This is a genomic window from Pseudomonas sp. BN607 (assembly GCF_029871175.1).
Lineage (GTDB): Bacteria > Pseudomonadota > Gammaproteobacteria > Pseudomonadales > Pseudomonadaceae > Aquipseudomonas.
Window position 1 is genome coordinate 97,739 of record NZ_SSOE01000054.1, and the last position, 18,264, is coordinate 116,002.

Below are 18,264 nucleotides of genomic sequence, written 5' to 3' on the forward strand. Positions count from 1 at the left end.
GTGTCTCATACCCATTGGGCTTTAGCGCCTATGCTTCGTTGCTGCCGGCCGATGAGTGGCATAGCACCTGCTTGCCTCGATTAACGTCTATGGTTTCAGGGCGATAAGCGAAACGCTGGCACGGCAGATGACACACTCTGTTGTCACTGCGCATCTGGATGGAGAGGTTATGCAACAGCTACCGCCGGAAGAGACTATTCGGGCTGCCTTGAAGAAATCCCATGCCAGGCTACACCGACAGCATGAGCTGGTTGTGGAGTTCGGCGTCATGTCCCTCAAGGTGGACGACGTTGATGCTTTGCTCACCCAGGCCTGCGCCGTGGTCGCGGAAGGCATGAACACGCGTTTCGCCAAAATCCTTCAGCCGCTTGCGGACAGTGATGACTATGTCCTGTCCCATGGGGTGGGCTGGGATGAGTCTGACATCGGGCATGCGACCGTTGGCGGCGACATAGCCAGCCCGGCAGGGTATGCACTTTCCACCTACCGCCCCGTCCTGTCCAACCACCTGGGCCTGGAGGAGCGCTTTCGTACCCCGGATCTGCTGAAAAAGTACGGGATCGAGCGGGCCATTAATGTCCCCATACGGGGCCCGCTGGGGCCGTTCGGTGTGCTTGAAGCGGACAGCAGCAATGGCGATGATTTCGTTGAAAGCGACCTGGTCTTCCTGGAGGGGATTTCCAACGTCATCTCCCTGGCTGTTGACCGCATTGCAACAGGCGTTGATGCACCGCATCCCGATCCGTATTCAGAAAGCTTTCTGAATGCCAGCCCTGACTGCGTGAAGATTCTGTCGCCCGATGGCGTGATTGAGTTCATGAATGAAAAAGGTCTGGAGCTCATGCACCTCGCCGCTTTACCTGACGTCAAAGGCCAGGCCTGGTCTGAGTTTTGGCCTGAGGAGTCCAAGCCGCTGGTGCAGGATGCGCTGTCCAAGGTCGCTTCAGGCGAGACGGCGAGGTTCGAAGCGTTTTTCCCGACTGCGCCGAACGAGCCCAAATGGTGGGATGTAACGGTGGCACCGATCCTCGCCGCAGACGGTCAGCTGGAAAGGCTCATCGCGGTGTCCCGAGACATTACCGAGCGTCATCAGTACGAAGATCAATTGCTATCGCTGATTGAAGCCCAGAATTCCCGGCAGAATGCCAGTGACCTTTACCTGGAGGAGATAGACCACCGGGTGAAGAACAGCCTGCATCTGGTGAATACATTGCTGTTGCTGCAGGCGAATCTCACGCCGGATACGGCGGTGAAGCAACAGTTGGAGACGGCGGCAGGCCGGGTGGTCACCATAGCCAGCGTGCATGAGCGTCTTTATCACTCTGCAGCAGACAAAGGCGTCATGGCAGCGGTGTACCTGAATGCATTGCTGGGCGATCTTGGCCGCGCTCTGGCTGATCGAGAAATTGTGCTGCAGGCTGACGACTTCCTGTTGCCGCCCGAGCGAATGGCACCTCTGGGCCTGGTGCTCTCTGAGCTCATCACCAATGCACTGAAGTATGGCAAAGGTACCGTTGAGGTCGTGGTCAAGCACGCTGGGGATCATGCCCGCCTGACGGTGAAGGACGAAGGCCAGGGATTTCCTGATACCTATCCGAAACCCACGGGCACAGGCCTGGGAATGCGGCTGGTCAGAAGCTATTCCGGGTACGGAAGCTCAGCGGTGACGGTGGAGCGACTGGACGGCAAGAGCTGCATTCATGTGCGTTTCAAACTCTAGGCTGCGGGTGAATGTGGCAATGGCGGCGGGATTCGGGATGTGACCTATGGGGGCGCCACTGCATCTCGCAATGAATTTTCAGGCGCGGCTCCGTTCTACTGCAGACAGTTGGTCATCACTCATGCCCCAGGCGTGAACGACGTTCAGGAGCAGTGCAGTGCCTCAAATCATCACGCCGGAAACCCCAGAACATGAGGTCGCCGAGCGCAATGCCAGAATGTTCGGTTCACCCAAGGAGCGCCTGGATTTTTACCGCAGAGAGATTCAATACGAAACCAGTATTCTGGCCAACCGAACGGACGCCTACCTGGCTGCGCAGTCCTTTCTGGTCATCGCGTTCGTTTCGTCAATGGGTAACCTGAACCAGAGTTGGGGAGAGATGTTCACCCTGATGGTGCCGGCCTTTCTGGCGTTATTGGGCATCCTCAGTTCTCTGAATGCCTGGCCAGGCATTCGTGCAGCTTATCGAATCATCGAGCATTGGCAGCTGAAACAGAGCCATCTGCTGCGCAGCGAACCGATGATGGGCTTGGCCTATGATGAGTCGCCGCTGTTCTGCGAGGCTGAGACATCGCTGGCGGGGCATCGCAAGTCCTTGCTGTTTTCCCTCCGCACGCCATGGATCTTCCTTGTATTCTGGGTGCTGCTTGGGAGTTACTCGGTTTACATTCAGCTGGCATGATCGGCTGCTTGCGCCTGCGCAGCGACCTACTGACCGACACCCAGGTGGATCCAGCTGCTGTAGCCCGAGATCAGTGCCGGGGGAAGGTGAGGCAACCCGCGCCTGATTTCCCTCAACGCATCTGGGCTTCGAACCCACTCCGTCAACCACGCTATCAGCAACGGCTTAGTCATGGGGCAGGGCGCTACTTGCTGTTCAAGCTCGTCAGCTATCTGGGCGAGGAGTGCCAGGTATCCGTCAAGCTCGGCAATCTGATTTACCATGTTTTTCGACCTCGTTCAGGTTCTGATGTGAGCGTTTGTGTCTTCCGGCCCGCAGAAAGGGTTACAGGTTGTCGGCACTCTGTCGGCCCCTTCAACCTCTATCTGACTCAGACAGCTAGTGCCGGCTTCGATATCCCCAGATGTGGACTGTGCCTATCAGGTTGAACGAGTCGTCATTAAGGTGAGTCTTCAGGGAGTCAGTCTCCAGTCGCTACAACGAGACGGATATGAACCTATTGACGAGCTGAGTGTGTGCATGCGGGACAAAAAGGCGCGTAAGGTCAAGATCAAGGCCAGGGCAACAATCATCTGTCTTCGAAGTGGCAGAATTCTCTTGGTCAGGAAAAAGAGCCGGAAATGGAATTTTCCTGGCGGTCTCATCGAGCCGGGAGAGTCGCCTCTTGCAGCCGCTGCCCGGGAACTCCATGAAGAAACGTCCATTGCAGGCCATGGCTTGCTTCCTCTGTGCACTGTTCAGGTCGGGTTGACTGTGCACCACGTGTTCACCACGCATTTCGATGATGAAGAAAGGCCCATGGCTCGCAACGAGATCGTGGCTTGCAAATGGGTGCTCAGAGACAAGCTAAATCCATCGATGCTGAATGCAACAGCCGCTGGGCTGCTATCGACTCAATTGCCAGCGTTGACTGCATAGAACTCTCAAGCCCCTGGCCAGGACGTTTGCCAGGGTCCTGGAACAGGTCAGTTGGCGGTTTTAGCCGCTTGCAGCCAACGCCCTCACCTAGAGCATGCATCAGCGCTGGCTGATCAATTGCGCGATGAGGGGCCCACCCGTGGGGCCCCATTTCAGCAGGCGATGACTTAGAACGCGTATACCAATGTGGCGGTGGCACTACGCGGCGATCCATACCATCCACGTGCGCCGATGGCGGTGTAGTAGGTCTTGTCGAAGACGTTGTTGAGGTTCAACGAGACGCTGGTTTGAGGGGTGAACGCGTATTGCGCCATCAAGTCGACGATGCTGTAGGGATCTTGGGTGAACGTCTCGTCGTTTGGCCCAGCCCCCTTGTAGTACTCGCGCCCCTGCCAGCGCACACCGCCGCCCACCTTCACCTGCGGCAGCGCCTGCAGACGGTAGGTAGTGAACACTTTAAGTGTGTCTCGCGGTACCTCAGTGTTCAGGCGGTCGCCATCGGAATCCTTGCTGACGGCATAGGTGTAGCTGGCCGATACCTGCCAATCGGGAAGGATCTCGCCGGCCACTTCCATTTCGAAACCGCGCGTCTTGGTACCCGATTCGGCACGGTAGGCCTGGTCGCCGTCTGGCGCCAAGTTGCTGCCATCGGCCACTGCCAGGTTGTCTTGGTGCACCTCGAAAACGCTGAAAGCAGTGGTCAGACGCTTGTCCCAGAACTCGCTTTTCAGGCCCAGCTCGTAGTTCACACCCTCCAATGGGTCGATGTAACTGCCAGAGACGGTCTGTTTGCTCTGTGGTTTGAAAATGGTGGTGTAGCTGGCGTAAGCCGACCAGTTTTCGTCGAGGTCGTACACCAGGCCAAGGTACGGCGTGACAACCCCCGTCTCGCTTCGCGAGGTGCGGCTGGTGTCGCCGCTGGATAGGGTGGTCGAGGTTTCATCACGTTTCCAGTCGATTACCCGTGCCCCGGTGATGAGCGACAGATCGTCGGCCAGGCTCCAGCGCACCGAGGCGACCAAACCATCCTGGGTTTCATCCAGGGCGTCTTCCGACGACTTGGTGTAAATGGCGTCCGGGATCGCCAGCGATCCGTCCCAGCTGTTGATGTCGTCGATGGTCTGGTATGACCACAGCGGGTAGCCGTCGTTACGGTAATAGGCCCTGTAGTGACTGGCCCCAAGATAAGCCTGGTGCTCGCGGGCGAACAGTTCAAAAGGGCCTGCGGCTGACAGGTCGAACGAGGTCTGACGCGGCTCGCCCGCCCAGCGCCCTGTCCAGGTAGTGATGCCACTGCCGTCGGGGTTGACGGTGCCGCTGGCTGCGGTGGCGAAGGCGTCGTCATAGCTGCGGCGGTTGTGCTCGGCGTTGAGCTTCAACTGCCAGCCGTTGTCCAGCTGATGCTCCAGTGTGGTGAATACCGTCTTGGTGCGACGCTTGTGATAACTCCAGTCCGAGGCGGAGTTGAACGAGCGGGACGGGCTGAAGTGACTGCCGTCGGAGTTGTACATCGGGAAACCGTGGTTACCGGCACCGTCGTTGTCCATCTCCTGGTATTCCGCGCCCACTGTAAGCATCGTGCTCTCAGTGATGTCCCATTCCAGTACCCCGTAGAACGCTTGCTTTTCCAAGGATTGGCGGTCGACGTAGCTCTGGCTGTTGGTGTTCGACGCGACGATCCGCCCGCGTAAGTTGCCGCTTTCCGACAACTTGCCAGACATGTCCAATTCCTGGCGATAGTCGTCCCAGGAGCCAGCCTTGAGGGTCAGTTTTCGTTGCGTTTCCAACGTCGGCTTCTTGCGAATCAGGTTGACTGTCGCACCAGGATCGCCTGTGCCGGACATCAGCCCTGTGGCACCCCGTACCACTTCTACCCGGTCATAGGACACCATGTCGGCGAGGTCGTCCCGGAATCCGTAGGTATCGGGCCTGTTGATACCATCCACCTGGATGCTGCCTACCTCGAAACCGCGCACGTAGATATGGTTTGCATCACTACCAGCAGGGCCCATGCTGTCGACGACCACACCCGGGGTTTGTTCAAGCACCTGGGCAACACTGTTGAGGTTCTGATCTTCGATCTGCTGGCGTGTAATCACACTGACGGATTGTGGCGTTTCACGTTGCGAGAGTCGCAGCCCGGTCGCGGTATTGGCCGAGCCAGTGGTGTAACTGCCGGTGCCTTCAGTGGTGGCACCCAGCCCGGCGCTGGAAATCGTCGTGGCGGAAAGCTCCATCAAGCCGTGCTGGCTTGGGCGAACCACGCTGTAGCAGTCGTCACCCACCTGTTGTACCTGCAGGCCGCTACCTTCCAGTAGTTGAGCGAAACCTTGTTGCAGGTCGTAATTGCCTCGCAACCCCTCGCTGCGCAACCCCGCTATTTCCTCACTGCTGAAGCTGACCGTCACTCCGCTGGCACTCGCAAATTGGTTCAGGGCATTGGCCAGAGACCCTGCCGGAATGCTGTAACTGACAGCGTCCGCGTGGACACTGGTAGCCGCTAGCAAAGACCCCGAGAGACTGAACGCCAGTGCAGCTCGGCGAATGCTGATAGCGGTAGACGACAAACAAGCGGACATCCATTGACTCCAGTTCGTAAGGAAAGGCAGGCCTCCAATAGGAAGCGTAATGCTAACAAGAATATTTCCCATAAAGCGGCGTGATATTCTTTCCTTGAAGTCGCAGTGTCAATTAATGTTTTTCGGTTTTGATGGCTCGCCACACGTTTAGAGCACGAGCCCAAGAGGCCCCTCTACATTAACGAGGGCTAAACGAGGGTCTTCACGTGCATCAAGATCTGGCCGGGCTTGCGCTGGATTGCCCGGGCGTGAGCGCCGTTGGCGCCCTTGAGGTGAGCAACGTCCTGCACTACATCGTCGCTGCGCACATAAACTGAACAACGAGATTAGCGGGCGGGTCGGATCGTTAACTGTCACCAGAAAGGATGTTAGCGATGAAAGCGATGACCCGACTGTTCACTGGCCTTGCCATTGTTGGCGCACTGGCAAGCACTTCAGCCTGGGCAGACCAGCCTGGCGCTGACTGGAAGGTAACCAAGGACCAGGCTGAGGCCACTTTGAAAGGCGCCGGCTACACACAGATCACCAAGATCGAGGCCGATGATGGTCATTGGGAAGGTGAGGGGTTGAAAGCTGACGGCAAACAATATGAGTTCCAGGTCGATCCACACGATGGCAAAGTCATCAAGGACGAACTGGATAACTGATCACTCTCCATGCAAAAGAGCCCGCGCGATCACGCGGGCTTTTTTGAGTATTGATCAAAAACCTTCCAGGACAATCTTGCCTCGGGCCTTGCCGCTTTCGATCAAAGCATGGGCACGTTTGAGGTTGTCGGCGCAAATGCGTCCGAGATGCTCTCCAACAGTCGTTTTCAGCACCCCTTCATCGACCAGTTGCGAGACCCGTTCGAGAAGCTGGTGCTGCTTGACCATGTCGTCGGTTTTGTACAGCGAGCGGGTGAACATGAGCTCCCAGTGCAATGACAGCGATTTGCGCTTGAGTGGCATGACATCCAACTGCGCCGGGTCATCGATCAGCGCGAGCTTGCCTTGTGGGCGAAGCACTTCCACCAACTGCGGCAAGTAGGTGTCGGTGTGGGTCAGGCTGATCACGTAATCGACAGGCGTCAGCGCGAGCTCTTCGAGCTGAAGCGGGATCGACTCAGAGTGATCGATCACATGATGGGCGCCCAGCGCTTTCACCCAGGTTTGCGTCTCGGGCCTTGACGCGGTGCCTATGACGGTAAGCTGCGTCAACTGCCTTGCCAGTTGTACCAGGATCGAGCCCACCCCACCCGCAGCCCCGATGACGAGAAGGCTTTGGCCTGCGCCGCCATTTTCTGCTATTGCCAAACGGTCGAACAGCAATTCCCATGCAGTGATGGAGGTGAGTGGCAAAGCGGCAGCACCGGCATTGTCCAGGCTGCGAGGCTTGTGGCCGACGATGCGCTCGTCCACCACATGGAGTTCGCTGTAGCTGCCAGGTCGGTCGATGGCTCCGGCGTAGAACACCTCGTCCCCAGGCCTGAAAAGCGTTACCTCCGAGCCCGTCTCGCGGACAACACCGACAGCATCCCAGCCAAGAACCTGCGGTTGCTCACCACCACGGCTGGCCCGGATTTTCGTATCGACCGGGTTGACGGCAATAGCCCGGACTTCGACGAGCAGATCACGGGCGCCGAGGATTGGCTGCGGGAGTTCCGCGTCATACAGAGACTGGGCGTGCTGGATAGGTAACCCGGGTTGGGAGTAAACGATAGCCTTCATGGCACTACCTCTATCTGATTCGAAAGTGGGCCTAGGCTATTCGCTTCTATTCACTCGAAAAACAGCCTCAAAGCAGTAAGACTTTGTCGCTTGAAGTGAAAGTCGAGGCAGTGCACGGATGCCACTGGCAGACCGGCGACTGCGCATGCGTGGTCAGTCTTCCTTTGGCACGGTCCAGAAAATCTGGACGCCGCCATCGTCACGGTGGGCGAGGGTGACATTGTCGTTCTCGGCGATTTCTTCGAGCAAGGTTTCCCAGTCGTCCGGGCTTTCCTGTTCCAGGCGGAAGATCAGCGCCGCGCGGCTGCGCTGGGCGGTGGGGCTGTTGATGATCTTCTGGATGCGTACACCCAGCTGTTCATAGCTGCTCGGGGTGGCGGTGCTGGACACAGGAGTTTCCTTGTTGTGCTGTATGTGCGTACAGTATTTGAGTGTAAGTAATTTCGCAACAGCTTGTCAGGTGAAAGCTGCGTTCAGGCCTGCGTGGAGCCATGCGCGGTTGTGTCCAGCGTACGCCACCGCTTACACCGGCGAAGCGCCGTCACCCAGGCTGCGGCGGTGCAGTGGTGCCGCGCACGACCAGTTCGATCGGCAGGCATTCGCTTTGCGGCGGTTGCCCGCTGCGGATCCACTGCAACAAAGTCTCTGCTGCCCGCTGGCCCAGCTCGTAGGTGGGCAACAGCACCGTCGTGACACCCGGGGTGACCTGCGCAGTAAGCGGCAGGTTGTCACAACCGACGATGGACAGTTCGGCCGGCACGTTCAAGCCCAACGCCTGAGCTTCGAACAGGCAGCCTACGCTGAGCACGTCATTGCCGCAGAACACCGCTGTTGGCCGTTCGTTCAACCGCAGCAACTGGTTGAGCCCGGCACGGCCGCCTTCAAATCCGAACGGTTGCTCGACGATAGTGGCGTCTGGCAGCGCGCAACCAGCGCCGGCCAGGGTTTCACGAAAGCCGGCCAGGCGCGCCCGCGCCCGGTCGTTATGGCGGAAAAAGCCAGAGATGACGCCCATGCGCCGATGCCCCAGGCGCAGCAGGTGTTCAGCGGCCAGCTGGCCGATGCGGTAGTTGTCGAATGCCAGCGACGGCTGGGTAGGGTGGCTGGCCCAGGTCACCAGCAGCCGCACATCGTGCGCCCGCACCATTTCCCATACCTGCGGCGAATGTTCGGCGCCTACCAGTACCAGGCCATCGATGGCCTGGCCTAGCAGGGCGCGCACCAGTTCCAGTTCGGCACTGGGGTTGTACTCGTGGGTGGCCAGCAGCAGCTGGTAGCCGTGGTTGGCCAACGTGGTCTGCAGGCCTTGCACGGCGCGGGCGAAAATCGCGTTGTCGAGCGTCGGCATGATTGCGCCAATGGTGCGCGCACGCCCCGACGCCAGCGCCCGGGCCGAGCCGTCGGGCAGGTAGCCAAGGCGCTCGATAGCCTGCTGGATCTTGTCCCGGGTGTCGGCGCGCACCAGCTGCGGGTTGGACAACGCACGGGACACTGTGGCGGGGGACACCCCGGCCAGGGCGGCTACATCATGCAAGCGTGGACGTGAAGTCATGGCGGTCTGGCATCGGAGCGGTTCCTGACAATACAACCATTCGGCACTTTTTTCCCAGCATTCTTGACCTGCTTCCGGTGGCGACTACTTTGAATGAAAGCGCTTTCATTTCTTTGCATGAAAACTTGCCGGAGACGCCATGACCATCACCTACCTCAAGCAGGCCAGCAAAACCGCCGACTCCAACACCGCCGAAGCACAGCGCGTGGCCACTGACATGCTCGACGACATCCAGCGCCGCGGCGAGGACGCTGTGCGCGACTATGCACGCACGCTGGACAAGTGGCAGGGCGATATCGTGCTCAGTGACGCCGAGATCGACCGACGTACCGCGCAGGTGCCCAAGCGGGTGCGTGACGACATCGATTTCGCTGCGCGCCAGGTATACGAATTCGCCTGCGCCCAGCGCCGCTCCATCGAAGACCTGCAAGTGACCTTGCCATCCGGGGTGATTGCCGGGCAGCGGGTGGTGCCGGTGAACGTGGTGGGATGCTACGCACCGGCCGGGCGTTACGCGCATATCGCCTCGGCCTACATGGGTGTCGCCACGGCCAAGGCGGCCGGGGTAAAGACCATTCTGGCCTGCTCCAGCCCGTTCCTCGGCGAGAGCATCCACCCCTACGTGCTGTATGCCTTCAAGTCGGCCGGTGCTGACGTGATCATGACCCTTGGCGGGGTGCAGGCCATCGCCACAATGGCCTATGGCCTGTTCAGCGGCAAACCGGCCGATGTGGTGGTGGGGCCTGGCAACAAGTTCGTTGCCGAGGCCAAGCGCAGCTTGTTCGGGAAGGTGGGCATCGATGTATTCGCCGGGCCGTCGGAAGTGGCGGTCATCGCCGATGACAGTGCCGATGCGGCGATTGTGGCCAGTGACCTGGTGGGCCAGGCCGAGCATGGCCACGAGTCGCCGGCCTGGTTGTTCACCACCTCGCGCAGCCTGGCCCAGGCGGTGATGGCCAAGGTCCCGCAGCTGATCGAAGCACTGCCGCCGGTAGCCCGCGATGCCGCTTTCTGCGCCTGGCGCGACTATGGCGAAGTGATTGTGTGCGACAGCCGCGAGGAGGTGGTGGAGGTGTCCGATCGCTATGCCAGCGAGCATCTGGAAGTGCACGCGCACGACCTGGGCTGGTGGCTGGACAACCTGACCTGCTACGGCTCGCTGTTCCTCGGTGAAGAAACCACCGTGGCTTTCGGCGACAAATGCAGCGGGCCGAACCATGTGCTGCCGACCAAGGGCGCGGCCCGCTACTCTGGAGGGCTGTCGGTGCACAAGTTCCTCAAGACCCTGACTTGGCAGCGCATGCCCCGCGAGGCGGTGCGCCAGATCGGCCAGGTGACCGCGCGCATCTCCCGCCTGGAAGGCATGGAGGCCCACGCCCGCACGGCCGATGACCGGCTGGCCAAGTACTTCCCCGACGAGCGCTTCGACTGCGGTGAGCCTGTGACCCGTTGAGGCTATCGAACATGTCTTTGACCCAGACTTGCCCGGGCGCTGGCCCGGGCGACAGGAGTGTTTCATGAACCCGGCAACACTGTTTGACCTGCACGGCCGGACCGCGCTGGTGACGGGGGGTGGCAGCGGCATCGGTGCCGTGATGGCTGAGGCCCTAGGCGCCGCAGGTGCGCGTGTGGTGTTGATGGCGCGTGGCGAAGCGGCCTTGCAGGAACAGGTCGAGCACTTGCAACAGCAGGACATCGAGGCGAGTTACCGCTGCTGTGACCTGACCTGCGTTGACAGCTTGCAGGCGGCGGCGCGGGCGCTCGGCACGGTGGACATCCTGGTCAACGCCGCAGGGGTCAACCACCGTGAACCGTTCGAGGAGGTGAGCCCGCAAACCTGGGACGAGCAGCTGGCGCTGCACCTGAAAGCGCCGTTCTTCCTGGTACAGGCCCTGGCCCCGGGCATGGCCGAGGCGGGTTGGGGGCGCATCATCAATATCGCCTCGTTGCAATCCAGCCGGGCCTTTGCCGACAGCGCGCCCTATGGCGCCGGCAAGGGCGGCATCGTCCAGCTCACCCGGGCGATTGCCCAGCGTTGGTCGCGCCACGGCATCACCTGCAATGCCATCGGCCCAGGCTTCTTCCCCACCGCCTTGACCGCCCAGGTGTTCGCCGACCAAGGGTTGGCCCAGCGACATGCCGAGCGCACCTGCATCGGGCGCAACGGCCAACTCGAAGACCTGGCCGGTGCCACGTTGTTCTTCGCCAGCAATGCCAGCAGCTATGTCACCGGCCAGACGTTGATGGTCGATGGCGGCTACACCGCCAACTAACCCGGCCCGCCCAGGGGGCGGCCACAACCGGTTCGACCGTGGAGATAACAACAATGACTTCCACTGCGCCTGCCTCATCCAACCTGCGACGTGCCACGATTTCGAGCGTGCTTGGCTCGGTGATCGAATGGTATGACTTTTTCCTTTACGGCGTCGTCGCCGGCCTGGTGTTGAACAAACTGTATTTTCCCGCCGACGATCCGTTGATTTCGGTGTTGCTGTCGTATGGCGTGTTCGCCGTGGGCTTTATCGCAAGGCCGGTGGGCGGCATCGTCTTCGGCCACTTCGGTGACACCCTGGGCCGCAAGAGAATGCTGATCATCACCCTGGCCCTGATGGGTGGGGCGACGGTGGTTATCGGCCTGGTCCCGACCTATGAACAAATCGGTGTGCTGGCGCCGATCCTGCTGCTGGCCTGCCGTGTCCTCCAGGGCATCGGCCTGGGCGGCGAGTGGGGCGGTTCGGTGCTGATGACCTACGAGTCGGCGCCTCCGGCGCGGCGCGGCTTCTACGCCAGCCTGCCGCAGATCGGCATGTCACTGGGCCTGGTGAGCGCCTCGGGAGTGATTGGCCTGCTGTCCTGGCTGCTGACCGACGAGCAGTTCATGAGCTGGGGCTGGCGCTGCGCCTTCCTGTTAAGCGGTGTATTCGTGCTGCTGGGCAGCTACATTCGGACGCATGTCAGCGAAACCCAGGACTTCAAGCAGGCCCGGCCCGAGGCCGCAGTGCAGACACGGCAGCCACTGCCGATCGTGCTCATGCTGCGCCGCTACCCGCGGATGATCTTCGCCTGCATGGGCGCGCGCATGATCGATGGGGTGTTCTTCAATGTGTTCGGCGTCTATTCGCTCAACTACCTTACGCAATCGCTGAACCTGCCGCGCACCAGTGCACTGGTCGGGATCATGCTGAGTGCCTTGCTGATGAGCTGCTTCATCCCGTTCTGGGGGCATGTGGCCGATCGCGTTGGCAAAGCCCGGGTGTATGGCAGCGGGGCGCTGCTGTCGGCACTGTCGGTGTTCCCGGCGTTCTGGGTGATGCACAGTTTCCCGGGGCAGCTGGCGCTGGTGTGGCTGGCGATCATCATACCCTTCGGGGTTTTCCATGCCGCCGTGTTCGGCACCATGTCGTCGCTCTTTTCCGAATGCTTCGACGCCTCGGTGCGCTACACCGGCATTTCGTTCGTGTACCAGGTGGCGGGAGTGTTCGCCGGGGGCATGACGCCGATCATCGCTGCGCTGCTGACTGGCCTGAATGCCGGAAACCCGTGGTTGCTGTGCAGCTATGTGCTGGGTATCGGCCTGCTGAGTGCCTGGTGCGCCCGCTGGATAGGCCGGCACCAGGCCGTGGGCATGGCCGAGCCCGCTTTTGAACCTGCCACGGCGCGTTGAGGCGCCGGCTGCAAGCACGATAACAAGGAGATGCCATGAAAGCGCTTGTCTATACCCAGCCGTTGCACATGCAGTTGCAGGAGCGGCCTTACCCCGAGCTACACGACGGGGAAGTGATCATCAAGGTGGCGGCTGCCGGTATCTGCGGTTCGGACCTGCATGCGTACCACGGGCATGATCCGCGGCGCCAGCCGGGCCTGGTGCTGGGCCATGAACTGGCCGGTGTGGTGGCGGAAAGTGCCGCCCCGCGCTTGCAGGCCGGCCAGCGGGTAACGGTGAACCCGCTGATTACCTGTGGCGAATGCGAGTATTGCCGTGGCGGGCGCGATAACCTGTGCGCCAACCGCAGCATGATCGGCATGAGCCGGCCGGGGGCTTTTGCCGAGTACCTGGCGATACCGGCAGCCTCGGTGATTTCCCTTCCTGATGGACTGTCGCTGGTCCAGGCGGCGATCAGCGAGCCTGCGGCGACCGCGCTGCACGCCATCAACCTGTCCATGCGGGTGTTGGCACGGCCGCTGCCGGAGCTGCGCACCCTGGTGATTGGCGGCGGGGCGGTAGGGCTGCTGGCGGCCTTGCTGCTGCGCAGCTATGGCTGCCGGCGGGTGAGCATGGCCGAGGTCAACCCGCTGCGCCGGGAGTCGGCTCGCGAGCACGCCGGCTGCGAGGCGTTCAACCCGCTGGAAACCCCAGCAGTCGCCAATACTTTCGATTATGTCATCGATGCGGTGGGGGCGAAGGCTACCCGGGATGCTGCATTGGAAGCGGTGAAGCCCGGCGGGGTGATCATGCACATCGGCTTGCAGGACTGGGCCAGTGAGATCGACATGCGCAAGCTGACCCTGGCGGAGGTCTCATTGCTTGGTACGTACACCTACAGCATGGCCGACATGCATGCCACGGTGCGGGCGCTGGAGGAGGGGGCGTTTGGTGAGCTGGGTTGGGTCGAGACGCGAGGAATGAGCGAGGGTGCGCGGGCGTTCAGTGATCTGCATGAACAGCGCACGGCGGCTGGCAAGCTGGTGTTGTTGCCGGATGCCTGACCTTGCTTCGCCTGATTGATGCCGGGGCTGCTGTGCAGCCCTCTCGCGACACGGCCGCGCCCACAGCCTGAGGCCTGTACAGTACGTGGCTTTAGCCTGTAAACCATGTCCCCGGTTTGAAATGTAAACGATGTCTCCGGTTTGTACCCGGGGCAAGCCCGCTCCCACAGATACCCCGCAGGCTTGAGGCTGAAGCAGTACCTGGGCAAACAACTGGCTTGCTCGATTTCTAGAATCTAGCGCAATCCTGTGGAAGCGGGCGTGTCCCGCGAAAGGGGCGCAAAGCACCGTCAGGGTGTCTACTCAAACGCAACTTTGCAAGCTGTCCAGCAACGCCTGGGGTACTTCGATGACATCACTATGGACCTGACGCTCACGTATCCGCCGCTGCCCCGGCAACCGCACCCCGGGTTGCTCCAGCATTGCCGCAAACAGTGCCTCGACATGTGCCTGATACCCCACTGCGAAACGCTGCGGGTCCATGAGTAACAGCAAATGCGCTACCCCCGGCGCCTCCCCTTGGGCATCGAAGAACGAACTGGCCTGGAAGCCGAAATGGCTGCCTGTCAGGCCCGCCGTCAGCAGCTCGACCATCAATGCCAGTGCGGCACCCTTGGCATCGCCCATCGGAACCATGCTGCCCGCCAAAGCCGCAGCCGGGTCCGTGGTGTCATTACCGTGGCGATCAATGGCCCAACCCGCCGGGATCGCGGTGCCGGCCTGCCTGGCCAGCATCACCTTGCCGCGGGCAACCTTGGACAGCGACAGGTCGATGATCACCGGGTCGGCATTCAGCCGTGGCGAGGCGAAGGCGACCGGGTTGGTACCGAACAGTGGCGTGTGCCCGCCCCACGGCGCCATCGCGGCCGGTGCGTTGCTCAGTGCCAGTGCCAGCAAGCCCTCGCGTGCCGCCCGCTCCACCGGCTGCCCAGCCACGCCAAAATGGTGCGAACGGCCGATGGCCAGCGCCGCGATACCCAGCTGGCGTGCCGTGGTCATCGCCGGCCCGAGGCCGGCATCGATCGCCGCGAATGCCAGGCCGTGGCGGGCGTCGACCCGTACCAGTGCTCCATCGACCTGCACATCGGGCACAGCCGTTGCGTCGACTTTGCCCGTGGCCATCTGTTCCAGGTAGAACGGCAGGCGCGACAGACCATGGGAGGGCAGGCCTTCGCGCTCGGCCTGCAACAGTGCTTGCGCACAGCTGACTGCCGTGGTGTGTGGCATGCCGGCGGCAAGTAAGGCCCGCATGGCCAGTTCATGGGCCTGGCGAACGCTGATTTGCACAGTCATGGGGGCTCCTTGCAAACTGGCTTCAGGATTTTTTCTGCGAAAGGTTCAGCGGGGGCTGCTCTAGCGTCCGGGAACGCACAGGCGTGGTCAGCTCGGCGCGGGCCTGGGCCAGGTCGAGCTTGCCTTCCCAGCGGGCGATCGCCAGGGTGCCAACCACGTTGCCCATCATGTTGGTCAGCGCGCGCACCTCGTTGAGAATACGGTCGATGCCAAGTATCAGCGTAATCGCCGCCACCGGGATGATGTCATGGCTGGCCAGCGTCGCCGTCAGCACGATCAGTGCCGCACCGGCGACCCCGGCGCCGCCCTTGGAGGTGATCAGCAGAATCACCAGCAGGCTCAGTTGCTGGCCCCATGACAAGTCAATGTTCAATGCCTGGGCGAGGAACAGCGACGACAGGGTCAGGTAGATGGCTGCGCCGTCGAGGTTGAATGAGTAACCGGTTGGCAGTACCAGGCCGACCACTGACTTGTCGCAACCCAGACGTTCCATTTTCTGCATCAGCCGCGGCAGCACCGACTCGGTGGTGGAGGTGCCGAGCACGATCAGCAACTCCTCGCGGAAGTACTTGATCAACGACCAGATGTTCACGCCGCAGGCAAAACTGATCGAGCCGAGGACAATGCCGATGAACAGCAGGCTGGTGACGTACAGGCAGACGATCAGCAAGCCCATCTGCTGCAGGGCACCAATGCCGTACTTGCCGATGGTGAAGGCCATGGCCCCGAAAGCGCCGATCGGTGCCAGCCACATGATCATGCCGACGATGCGCATCAGCGTTTCGCCAAACTGCTCGATCACTCGCGCGGCCAGGCGGCTGCGCCTGGACATGCCGGACAGCGCCACGCCGAACAGTACCGAGAACAGCAGCACCTGCAGCAAGTTGCCGCTGGCGAACGCCCCGACCACCGAATTGGGAATCAGCTGAGTCAGCAGGCTGGACGATTCCTGAGCATGTACCTGGTCCAGGTACTGCGACATGGCGCCACCGTCGAGGCTGGCAGGGTCGATGTTCATACCGGCACCGGGCTGAACCAGGTTGGCGATGACCATGCCCAGCAGCAGCGCCAGGGTGGTCACGATCTCGAAGTACATGAAGGTCTTGAAGCCGACCTTGCCCAGTTCCTTGAGGCTTTCCATGCGGGCGATACCGATGGCAACGGTGCAGAAAATCACCAGGGTGATGAGCATCTTGATCAGGCGGATGAAGGTATCGCCCAAAGGTTTCATCTCCACCCCCAGTGCGGGCCAGCAGTAGCCGAGGGCGATGCCGGCGATCAGGCCGATGACCACCTGGACATACAGGTTCTTGAGGATTTTCACGGTTGTTTCTCCATGAGCGGATACCCCACGCCAATCACGCTGATCAGGGCAGGGGAGCAGGTTCGGTTCGTGGGCGTGACACGCGGCGGTCAGGACGATCGTCGGCGCTGCATGGGCTTGGGGAGAAACAACGCTGGGGATGCAGGGGCAGGGCAGAGCGGTTTCATGAAGGTCTCCATTTATGGTTGTTGTGAGACGTACTTCTTGAACGCAGGCAGGGAAGCGCGCCGTTGCCCTTGGCAGGCAACGGCGCGGCAGGTCAGGCGCTTTCGAACAGGCGGGTCAGCACGAACTCGCGGTGCCCCAGTGCTTCGGCGGCCGTGTAGCGGCCGTTGGCGGTGCGCATCAGCATGTCGAGCAAGCGGTCGCCGGCATCGTCCATGTTGATTTCGCGTCGCAGCAGGCCGGAAACATCCACGTCGATGTGCTCACCCATGGTACGGAAGGTGCGCGGGTTGGCGCAGATCTTGATCACCGGCAGGATCGGGTTGCCGATGACGTTGCCCTGGCCGGTGGGGAAAAAGTGCGCCACATACCCGGAGGCTGCGCACAGAGTGACCATTTCGGCGGCGGCAGATGATGAGTCCATGAACCATAGCCCCGGCCCGGTGGGCGCCTCGGCCTTGTCCAGCACGCCATCCACCCGGCATTTGCGGCCAATCTTCTGGATGTTGCCCAGGGCCTTTTCCTCGATGGTGGTCAGGCCGCCTTCGATGTTGCCCTTGGTCGGCTGCGACTCAGACAGGTCACTGGTTTTCCAGCGGTCGATCATGGCGCTGTAGCGGTCGAACATGAACTGGAACCGCTCGCGTACTGCCGGGGTGCTGCAGCGCTCGGCCACCAGGTGTTCACCACCGGTCAGCTCGGAGGTTTCCCCGAAAACCAGGGTGCAGCCTTGTGCATACAGCTTGTCGAAGGCGTTGCCGACAGTGGGGTTGGCGCCGCAGCCGGAGGTGGTATCGGACTCGCCGCACTTGGTCGACACCCACAACTCGCTGATGTCGCATTCTTCGCGTCGCAGCTCGGTGGCGTACTGCACGAACTCACGGGCTTTGCGGGAGGCGGCGCAGATGGTGTTGTGGTCGCCGTTCTGTTCGATCCAGAAGCCTTCGGCCGGCTTGCCGCTGGCACGGATGCCTTCGACCACCCGCCGGGTCCAGCCGGGTTCGATACCGATCACCACCACCGCTGCCACGTTGGGGTTGCAGCCCGTGCCGATCAGGGTGCGGAAGTGCAGCTCTAGGTCCTCGCCGAATTGCAGACGGCCATATGGATGTGGCAGCCCGAGGGTGCCCTTGATGTTGTTGGCCACGGCTTCGGCAGCCGCATTGGAGATATCGTCCACCGGCAGGATGATCACGTGGTTGCGAATGCCCACGCGGCCATTGTCGCGGCGGTAGCCCAGGAAAGTGCGCCCATTGGATTGCATGCTTACCACCTCTTGGTCTTGACGTTGTGAACGTGCAGGTGCTCGCCTTCACGGATGGGTTTGATCACCCGGCCGATGTCGACGCCGTACTTGATCACCGTATCGCCTTCCTGCAGGTCACGGATGGCCAGCTTGTGGCCGATCGGGATGGCGTCGCGTACCACGAATTCCAGGGTCTGGTCCTGGTCCATGACCCAGCCTGTCAACTTCTGGCCCGCCTGCACGCCTTCGACTACTACGACGCCGACGGCGTCATCAGCATCGTGGACGACAAAATCAATGCTCATTGTTGTTCTCCTGTGACGGACATTCATATGCCGTAAGTCATGTATAGGACATGGGTTATAGGAT

Annotated in this window: 16 protein-coding genes; 8 read left to right on the forward strand and 8 right to left on the reverse strand. The window is 61.2% G+C overall.

The window, feature by feature from the left end; all coding sequences use genetic code 11:
- Window positions 1-169 precede the first annotated feature (169 nt).
- From E8E68_RS13225 to E8E68_RS13235, 3 genes are all read left to right on the forward strand, one after another.
- The gene (locus tag E8E68_RS13225) at window positions 170-1,720 is read left to right on the forward strand and encodes a PAS domain-containing protein (RefSeq protein WP_266031050.1); all 1,551 of its coding nucleotides are present in this window, start codon (window positions 170-172) and stop codon (window positions 1,718-1,720) included.
- Between the two features lie 157 nt (window positions 1,721-1,877).
- Window positions 1,878-2,402 (forward strand): hypothetical protein, encoded by a 525-nt coding sequence (locus E8E68_RS13230; RefSeq protein WP_266031048.1) that lies wholly within the window; start codon window positions 1,878-1,880, stop codon window positions 2,400-2,402.
- Window positions 2,403-2,921: 519 nt separating this feature from the next.
- Window positions 2,922-3,320, forward strand: a complete 399-nt coding sequence (locus E8E68_RS13235; protein ID WP_280342047.1) for an NUDIX domain-containing protein — start codon at window positions 2,922-2,924, stop codon at window positions 3,318-3,320.
- A gap of 167 nt (window positions 3,321-3,487) precedes the next feature.
- Here E8E68_RS13235 and E8E68_RS13240 read toward each other — a convergent pair whose 3' ends face one another.
- Complete coding sequence (locus E8E68_RS13240) at window positions 3,488-5,899, reverse strand: TonB-dependent siderophore receptor (protein ID WP_280342050.1); 2,412 nt, start codon at window positions 5,897-5,899, stop codon at window positions 3,488-3,490.
- A gap of 374 nt (window positions 5,900-6,273) precedes the next feature.
- Here E8E68_RS13240 and E8E68_RS13245 point away from each other — a divergent pair, with 374 nt between their 5' ends.
- Complete coding sequence (locus E8E68_RS13245; RefSeq protein WP_110743920.1) at window positions 6,274-6,546, forward strand: PepSY domain-containing protein; 273 nt, start codon at window positions 6,274-6,276, stop codon at window positions 6,544-6,546.
- A 54-nt stretch (window positions 6,547-6,600) separates the two neighbouring features.
- Here the strand turns inward: E8E68_RS13245 and E8E68_RS13250 are convergent, their stop codons facing one another.
- The 3 genes from E8E68_RS13250 to E8E68_RS13260 all read right to left on the reverse strand — a co-directional run bounded on the left by E8E68_RS13250 (window position 6,601) and on the right by E8E68_RS13260 (window position 9,160).
- On the reverse strand, window positions 6,601-7,608 hold the full coding sequence (locus E8E68_RS13250) for a zinc-binding alcohol dehydrogenase family protein (protein ID WP_266031043.1): 1,008 nt from the start codon (window positions 7,606-7,608) through the stop codon (window positions 6,601-6,603).
- Window positions 7,609-7,761: 153 nt separating this feature from the next.
- The gene (locus tag E8E68_RS13255; RefSeq protein WP_110743922.1) at window positions 7,762-7,998 is read right to left on the reverse strand and encodes a DUF1654 domain-containing protein; all 237 of its coding nucleotides are present in this window, start codon (window positions 7,996-7,998) and stop codon (window positions 7,762-7,764) included.
- 151 nt (window positions 7,999-8,149) lie between these two features.
- Window positions 8,150-9,160, reverse strand: coding sequence for a LacI family DNA-binding transcriptional regulator (locus E8E68_RS13260; RefSeq protein WP_266031041.1), 1,011 nt, complete (start codon window positions 9,158-9,160; stop codon window positions 8,150-8,152).
- A gap of 139 nt (window positions 9,161-9,299) precedes the next feature.
- On the opposite strand from E8E68_RS13260, the gene hisD reads away from it, so the two are divergent.
- The 4 genes from hisD (at window position 9,300) to E8E68_RS13280 (ending at window position 13,867) form a co-directional block, all read left to right on the forward strand.
- On the forward strand, window positions 9,300-10,613 hold the full coding sequence (gene hisD, locus E8E68_RS13265; RefSeq protein ID WP_280342055.1) for a histidinol dehydrogenase: 1,314 nt from the start codon (window positions 9,300-9,302) through the stop codon (window positions 10,611-10,613).
- A 64-nt stretch (window positions 10,614-10,677) separates the two neighbouring features.
- A complete protein-coding gene (locus E8E68_RS13270) occupies window positions 10,678-11,433 on the forward strand; it encodes an SDR family oxidoreductase (protein ID WP_266031037.1) in 756 nt (251 codons plus the stop codon).
- A 53-nt stretch (window positions 11,434-11,486) separates the two neighbouring features.
- Window positions 11,487-12,824 (forward strand): MFS transporter, encoded by a 1,338-nt coding sequence (locus tag E8E68_RS13275; RefSeq protein WP_266031035.1) that lies wholly within the window; start codon window positions 11,487-11,489, stop codon window positions 12,822-12,824.
- Between the two features lie 35 nt (window positions 12,825-12,859).
- Window positions 12,860-13,867, forward strand: a complete 1,008-nt coding sequence (locus tag E8E68_RS13280) for an alcohol dehydrogenase catalytic domain-containing protein (RefSeq protein ID WP_280342058.1) — start codon at window positions 12,860-12,862, stop codon at window positions 13,865-13,867.
- A gap of 303 nt (window positions 13,868-14,170) precedes the next feature.
- On the opposite strand, the gene E8E68_RS13285 is transcribed toward E8E68_RS13280, so the two are convergent.
- The 4 genes from E8E68_RS13285 to E8E68_RS13300 form a co-directional block, all read right to left on the reverse strand.
- On the reverse strand, window positions 14,171-15,160 hold the full coding sequence (locus tag E8E68_RS13285; RefSeq protein WP_280342060.1) for an Ldh family oxidoreductase: 990 nt from the start codon (window positions 15,158-15,160) through the stop codon (window positions 14,171-14,173).
- Between the two features lie 22 nt (window positions 15,161-15,182).
- Window positions 15,183-16,484, reverse strand: a complete 1,302-nt coding sequence (gene dctA / locus E8E68_RS13290; protein WP_280342063.1) for a C4-dicarboxylate transporter DctA — start codon at window positions 16,482-16,484, stop codon at window positions 15,183-15,185.
- 259 nt (window positions 16,485-16,743) lie between these two features.
- A complete protein-coding gene (locus E8E68_RS13295) occupies window positions 16,744-17,913 on the reverse strand; it encodes a UxaA family hydrolase (protein ID WP_266031028.1) in 1,170 nt (389 codons plus the stop codon).
- Window positions 17,914-17,915: 2 nt separating this feature from the next.
- Complete coding sequence (locus E8E68_RS13300) at window positions 17,916-18,200, reverse strand: UxaA family hydrolase (RefSeq protein ID WP_043199623.1); 285 nt, start codon at window positions 18,198-18,200, stop codon at window positions 17,916-17,918.
- Window positions 18,201-18,264: the final 64 nt, after the last annotated feature.

Coding starts and splice junctions, on each gene's coding strand:
- E8E68_RS13225 (WP_266031050.1), top strand. CDS start 170: ATGCAACAGCTACCGCCGGAAGAGACTATTCGGGCTGCCTTGAAGAAA.
- E8E68_RS13235 (WP_280342047.1), top strand. CDS start 2,922: ATGCGGGACAAAAAGGCGCGTAAGGTCAAGATCAAGGCCAGGGCAACA.
- E8E68_RS13240 (WP_280342050.1), bottom strand. CDS start 5,899: ATGTCCGCTTGTTTGTCGTCTACCGCTATCAGCATTCGCCGAGCTGCA.
- E8E68_RS13245 (WP_110743920.1), top strand. CDS start 6,274: ATGAAAGCGATGACCCGACTGTTCACTGGCCTTGCCATTGTTGGCGCA.
- E8E68_RS13250 (WP_266031043.1), bottom strand. CDS start 7,608: ATGAAGGCTATCGTTTACTCCCAACCCGGGTTACCTATCCAGCACGCC.
- E8E68_RS13260 (WP_266031041.1), bottom strand. CDS start 9,160: ATGACTTCACGTCCACGCTTGCATGATGTAGCCGCCCTGGCCGGGGTG.
- hisD (WP_280342055.1), top strand. CDS start 9,300: ATGACCATCACCTACCTCAAGCAGGCCAGCAAAACCGCCGACTCCAAC.
- E8E68_RS13270 (WP_266031037.1), top strand. CDS start 10,678: ATGAACCCGGCAACACTGTTTGACCTGCACGGCCGGACCGCGCTGGTG.
- E8E68_RS13275 (WP_266031035.1), top strand. CDS start 11,487: ATGACTTCCACTGCGCCTGCCTCATCCAACCTGCGACGTGCCACGATT.
- E8E68_RS13280 (WP_280342058.1), top strand. CDS start 12,860: ATGAAAGCGCTTGTCTATACCCAGCCGTTGCACATGCAGTTGCAGGAG.
- E8E68_RS13285 (WP_280342060.1), bottom strand. CDS start 15,160: ATGACTGTGCAAATCAGCGTTCGCCAGGCCCATGAACTGGCCATGCGG.
- E8E68_RS13295 (WP_266031028.1), bottom strand. CDS start 17,913: ATGCAATCCAATGGGCGCACTTTCCTGGGCTACCGCCGCGACAATGGC.
- E8E68_RS13300 (WP_043199623.1), bottom strand. CDS start 18,200: ATGAGCATTGATTTTGTCGTCCACGATGCTGATGACGCCGTCGGCGTC.